At 44.9% G+C, this 6033-nt stretch carries 6 protein-coding genes; all 6 read right to left on the bottom strand.

The genetic code is table 11. The features are described 5' to 3' along the window. Nucleotides 1-1036: D-alanyl-D-alanine carboxypeptidase/D-alanyl-D-alanine endopeptidase (gene dacB / locus VK541_RS10395; protein WP_324369735.1), on the bottom strand; the 1036-nt coding region annotated here is incomplete at its 3' end. 75 nt (nt 1037-1111) lie between these two features. After that, nucleotides 1112-2104, bottom strand: a complete 993-nt coding sequence (locus VK541_RS10390) for an aspartate-semialdehyde dehydrogenase (RefSeq protein WP_324369733.1) — start codon at nt 2102-2104, stop codon at nt 1112-1114. 198 nt (nt 2105-2302) lie between these two features. Next, nucleotides 2303-3187, bottom strand: coding sequence for a sugar phosphate isomerase/epimerase (locus VK541_RS10385; RefSeq protein ID WP_324369731.1), 885 nt, complete (start codon nt 3185-3187; stop codon nt 2303-2305). 8 nt (nt 3188-3195) lie between these two features. Next, nucleotides 3196-4077: a sugar phosphate isomerase/epimerase family protein gene (locus tag VK541_RS10380; RefSeq protein WP_324369729.1), complete on the bottom strand. Its 882-nt coding sequence runs from the start codon at nt 4075-4077 to the stop codon at nt 3196-3198. A 9-nt stretch (nt 4078-4086) separates the two neighbouring features. Then, nucleotides 4087-5325 carry a nucleoside permease gene (locus VK541_RS10375; RefSeq protein WP_324369727.1) on the bottom strand — a complete coding sequence of 413 codons (1239 nt, stop codon included), beginning with the start codon at nt 5323-5325 and terminating at the stop codon, nt 4087-4089. Between the two features lie 21 nt (nt 5326-5346). Continuing rightward, nucleotides 5347-6033 (bottom strand): DUF1080 domain-containing protein, encoded by a 687-nt coding sequence (locus VK541_RS10370; protein WP_324369725.1) that lies wholly within the window; start codon nt 6031-6033, stop codon nt 5347-5349.

The raw sequence follows: 6033 nt of genomic DNA, 5'->3' as shown, positions 1-6033 counted from the left end.
CGGCTTTCCAGGCCAGTGTTTTGAGCAGGTGTTCGCCATAGAGGTTGACGCTTTTTTTATTGAACCAATAGATGATCCGGCTCAGCGTAGGTGAGCTGATGGTGCTGAGCTTTTGTGTGATCGGGGGAAGGGGCTGCTGGTCTGCTTTGAGCTGACGTGTAGTGGTTGGGGTTAACGATGCTGGGATGCCGATACGGCGTAAGGTATCCTGCAGGCGGAATGCGGCATCAAAAGCAGGGTCTGGCAAGGCGGCGGAGATACCGGGTTTGGATATCCCCAAAGCCCAGGTTCCTCTCAGGTAAGCTGTGCTGGCAAGAGGAGGTAGGTAGGCATATACCCGGTCGCCTGTTCCTTCTGCTCCGGGTTTCAGTTCATTGATGATCTTAAGATAGGGCATTTCAGGTATGATCTTCTGGATGGATACATTGCCATTCGCGCTGTTTGCCCTCAAATGAAGATCAAACTGGTTTTCCCGCCAGGACAATGCGGATGCGCCGGCCCCGTAGTAATTGCCAATGTCCTGCCACACCCATCCGTCCGGGGTGGTCTGTGAACCCCAAAGGCTGTCGTCTCCAATGATATTTCCGTCTATTTTTTTTATGCCGGCCTGTTTTATTGCAGTTACCCACTGGTTGAGGATAAATCCTTCTTTGGTTGTGTCATAGCGCCAGGAGCCCAGGGTAGGATCTCCGCCGCCTATGATGATCAGGCTGCCATGGAGAGTTCCGTTTGCATCCAGGGTGCCGCTGTAAGCCAGGGTGGTCTGGTATTGAAAGTCTTTGCCCAGCAGGCTGAAAGCAGTCGCTGAGGTAATGGTCTTTAGGGTTGATGCGGTGGCAAGGCCAATGTTTTCGTTTCTCGCGAAAAGGGTCTGCCCGGTATTGGCATCCAGTACACACAAGGAAGTCAGGGCGTATTTTGCCTGTGGGTCGGCGAGCAGGGTATTAAATGCCTGTTCCAGTTTCTTGATGGGGCTTTGGGCAAACGCGAGCGTTTGAATAAGTACAAAAAGGAGGGTAGTGGATTTTTTAAGCATATTAAGTTTAAAATTAAAACGGCCATCGTCCCGGTTGTTCCAGGATGACGGCCGTAATTGTATTTTATCAATGAACTATACCAGTTCCTTTTTTACAAGGTATTCAGCAATCTGAACTGCATTGGTGGCTGCACCTTTACGCAGGTTATCGGCTACGATCCACATGTTCAATGTGTTTGGCAGCGACTCGTCACGTCTGATCCTTCCTACGAATACTTCATCCTTTTCATGGGCATCCATAGGCATGGGATATTTCAGGTTTGCAGGGTCATCAACAACGATCACACCTTCGGTATTGGTCAATAATTCGGTCACATCTGCAAGGTTAAAGTCACGCTCAAACTCAATATTCACTGACTCTGAATGGCCGCCCATTACAGGAATACGAACTGTTGTAGCGGTAACCCTGATGCTGTTGTCGCCCATGATCTTCTGGGTTTCCAGGATCATCTTCATTTCCTCTTTGGTATATCCGTTTTCTGTGAAAACGTCAATCTGAGGGATGACATTCAGATCGATCGGGTAGGCATAGGCCATTGGCCCGTCGGTAATGCCCTTGCGTTCGTTCATCAGTTGTTCTACAGCTTTTACTCCTGTACCGGTCACACTCTGGTAGGTAGAAACTACTACACGTTTGATCTTATATTTATCATGGAGCGGTTTTAAGGCCACGACCATTTGAATGGTTGAACAATTCGGATTGGCAATGATCTTATCCTCTTTTGACAATACATTTGCATTTACTTCCGGGACTACCAGTTTTTTGGTAGGGTCCATCCGCCATGCAGAAGAGTTGTCGATCACTGTGGTACCCACTTCAGCGAAGCGAGGGGCTTCTTTTAAAGAGGTGCCGCCACCTGCAGAAAACAATGCGATATCTGGTCTCATTGAAATTGCAGTATCCATATTTACAACAGCATACTTCTTACCCTTGAAAGAAATTTCCTTGCCAACGCTCTTTTCTGAGGCTACGGGGATCAATTCTGTCAACGGGAAGTTCCGCTCTTCTAATACTTTTAACATTACGGTACCTACCAGTCCGGTGGCACCTACTACTGCAATTTTCATCTTTTTCTAATGGTTCTTTTAATTGTTATTTACTTGTTTTTAATTGTTTATAAAGGATTTTTTTTGTCTAATAAGTCCGCAAATATGAGAAAATTTTCACGCAATGGGTAAAGGTTTCTGTATTAAGACCTTATTATAACAAAAAGGGAAGTGACCTTTTACAGACCACTTCCCTTTATTTTTTAAGATTTTATCTTCTTAAACCAGTTCGTGATCTACATAATCAAAGCTCTTTTTAATGCTGTCGAAAGGATCGATCGCAAAGTTTTCCTGCTCTACGATCAGGTGCTTCAGGCCAGATTGCTTTGCGTGTTTATAAATGGTTTTGAAATCGATCTTGCCGTTTCCAACTTCTGTATTTTTGGTGTTGTCGGCCTTGTCCATGTCTTTCACATGCCACATGACAAAACGGCCGGGGTGTTTTTCAAACAAAGCTAAAGGATCATTGCCAGACCTGACTACCCAATAAATGTCCATCTCAAAATGGACCAGGTCTTTGCTGGTCTCTTGAAGCAGGATGTCATAGCCGGTTGTTTCCCCGTATTTCTGGAATTCAAAATCGTGGTTATGGTAGCCCATCTGCAGGCCATGTTGTTTGGCAACTTCTGCTGCTTCGTTTAACCTGCCGGCAAGCTTTTTATAGTCCTCGAGGTTTGCCCTCAGGTCATCTCTCAGGTGGGGACAGGTAAAGTACTCCATGTTCAATGCCGCGGCACCGTCCATAAGGGGCTTTAGCAATTCTTTGTTGCCGGATTCTACAAATTCTTCGAGTCCGAAATGTCCGCTTGGGGCTTTCAGACCATTGGCATCCAGCAAAGCTTTGAATGATTTAGCTTCCAGGCCCCAATAACCCTCCTGGGCAGTATAACCGTAGGTTTCAACTTCCTTATATCCCGCTTTCGCTACCTTTTCAATCACACCCTTCACGTCCTTTGGCAGGAGGTCTCTGAGTGTATACAATTGAAGGCCGACAGTTTTAGTGCTGGCGGTGGCAGGGGCAGGAGAGCAGGCAAAGCCCGGGATCAGTGCTGCACCGGCGGCAGCTACTGCTGCCTGTTTGATGAAAATTCTTCTTGAGTTCATATTTGGATTTATACGTCGCAAACCATTACACTATCTTTCAATGACTTGAATTTGTCTTTGTACTTAGGGATAAATTCCTGTGCAAGATAGCCTTTGAAACCTGTTTCAAGAATGGCCTTGATGATCGCAGGATAATAGAGTTCTTGTGTTTCATCAAGCTCATTTCTGCCGGGTACCCCACCGGTATGGTAATGAGAAATGTACTGATGATTATTTTTTATCGTACTGATCACATTGCCTTCATCGATCTGCATGTGGTAGATGTCATAAAGCAATTTGAAATTTTCGGAACCCAGACGTTTACACAGTTCGACTCCCCATGGGGTGTTGTCGCACTGGTAGTCCTTGTGGTTGACTTTGCTGTTTAGCAGCTCCATAACCAGAACGACCTTATGCTTTTCAGCGATTGGAATGATTTGCTTCAGCCCCTCCACGCAGTTTTTCCAGCCTGTCTCATTATCTTTCCCTCGTTTTGTGCCGCTAAAGCAGATCAATTGTTTATATCCGGCTTCTGCAACTTTCGGGATCATCTCTGAATAACGTTTGATGAGTTCTGCGTGATACTGGGGTTCATTCCAGCCATTGTCAATGCTGATCTCCGCTCCGTTGCAGAGCGAAGAATCAAGGCCATGTTTTTTTAAGGTCGCCCAGTCTTCAGGACCTACCAGGTCAATTGCCTTGAGGCCAATTTTTTTTGCCTCGATACATAGGGTTTCCAGATCTGTGCTGCCATAACACCAGCGGCAGACAGAGTGGTTTACATTTCCTTTTAGCATAGTAGATTTTTGGGGCTCCAGAGCAAAAGCCGGCAATGTTGCCGAAACACCTAATGCGGCGGTCCCGGCAACAATATTTTTCAGTGCAGATCTTCTGCTAAGTTCAGGTTTCATTTGAGTTTTTTAATTAATGGCATCTGCCTCAATTTTCTTATTGTCGTTGAAGAAGATGGAGAACAGTAAAAATACCGCAAAGGCTATTCCTGCAGGAATGATCCAGATCATTTTCCAATCGAAGTTTCCGTCAGCTAAAGCATAATTGTCCTTGATCATTCCGGCAATGGCAAAACCTATAAGCATTCCCACACCGTAAGTTGCCAGGGTAATTAAGCCCTGAGCTGAACTTTTAAACTGATCACCGGCTTTAGAGTTGGTATAGATTTGTCCTGATACAAAGAAGAAATCATAGCATATGCCATGCAGTGCAATCCCGATATAAAGCATGAAGCTGAGTTCACTGCCGTTGCCAAATGCAAATAATAAATACCTGACCGACCAGGCGATCATTCCAACAAGTATTGTTTTTTTGAACCCGTATTTTTTAAAGAATACGGGAATTAGCAACAGGAACAGGGCTTCGGATATTTGTCCGATAGTCATCTTTCCTGTTGGGCTCGGAATACCCGAGCTTTCAAGATATGGATGGGCTACCTGGTAATAAAATGCCAGCGGGATACAGATCAGGATGGCTGATATAAAGAATACTGCAAAATTTTTATCCTTCAGTAATTTCAAAGCGTCAAAACCCAGCAATTGTCCCAGCTTGATCTTTTCATTTTTATCGACTTTAGGTGGTGTTTTTGGTAAGGTAAAACTTAGCAATCCTAATGCAAGGGAAGCGATACTGGCCATCAAAAAAGTATTTTTTAAAGATCCGGCTTCTATTCCCTCTTTTGAATCCCAAAGGAAAACATAACTGATGATCATGCCTGCAGCAATCCATCCGATGGTTCCCCAGACCCTGATCTTTGAAAATTCTTTTTCAGGATCTGCCATCTGATTAAAGGCAACGGAATTGACTAAGGCAAGTGTAGGCATATACAATATCATGTAACCCAAAATATAAGGATATAGTGTGGTCACATCTGTTGCTGTGTAGGCCTGGTATAGTAAGATAGCGCCTATAAGGTGTATCACTCCTAATATTTTCTCTGCATTGAAGTACCGGTCTGCAATTAGACCGACAATAAACGGAGCGATAATGGCCCCCCAGGATTGGGTAGAAAATACTGCCCCTGTTTCTGCTCCTGAGGCTTTTAAGGTGAGGCCCAGATAGGTGCCGAGTGTAACAAACCATGCTCCCCAGATGAAAAACTCGAGGAACATCATTAATGATAATTTGATACGGTTGTTTGAAGTCATTTTAAGGTTTTCGCTTGTATATTATAGTTCTTTGATCATTATATTACGGTACCAAACATTATCTCCGTGATCCTGAAGGGCAATTTTGCCTGACTTGAAAGTTCCGAAGTCCGCCCACTGGGCAAATTTGCTTTTTGAGACCAGGTTTTTCCAGGCGTCGTCCCATAAAGTGGTCGAGACGGTGGTCACCCCGTTTAATTTTAATTCCAGCTTGCCATCTTTGCTGATGATCTCAGCTGTATTCCATTGTCCGACTGGTTTTACCGGTTCAGAAGCACTTTTGATCAGGTCGTAAAGGTCTCCTGCCCTGTGTTTTGTGATCTTTCCATCAGGATGACCGTCATTGTCCAGCACCTGCATTTCAGGTCCGGTAAAATAGGTGGAACCATATTTCGCTGCGTCGTCCTGTACATAAAAGATGACCCCGCTGTTGGATTTGGGCGCAACTTTCCAGTCCAGTTTTAAATGGAAATTGCTGTAGGCTTTGTCGGTAACGAGGTCACCGCCGTCACCTTGCCCCGAAGGATCAAAATGCAGTGCGCCGTCTTCAGCTTTCCATTTTTCGCCGGCAGTGGTTTTGCCGTAAGAATGCCATCCTTTGGTGCTTTTACCATCAAAAAGTTTAATAAAACCTTTGCTCTGGCTTTTTGCGCTGCCATAACTTAACAATAAAGTCATGGTCAGCGCAGAAAAGATTTGTGTTTTCAT

The sequence above is a fragment of the Pedobacter sp. genome, assembly GCF_035317785.1.
In the GTDB taxonomy this organism is placed as follows: domain Bacteria; phylum Bacteroidota; class Bacteroidia; order Sphingobacteriales; family Sphingobacteriaceae; genus Pedobacter.
This window is presented reverse-complemented; position numbering and strand designations above follow the sequence as displayed.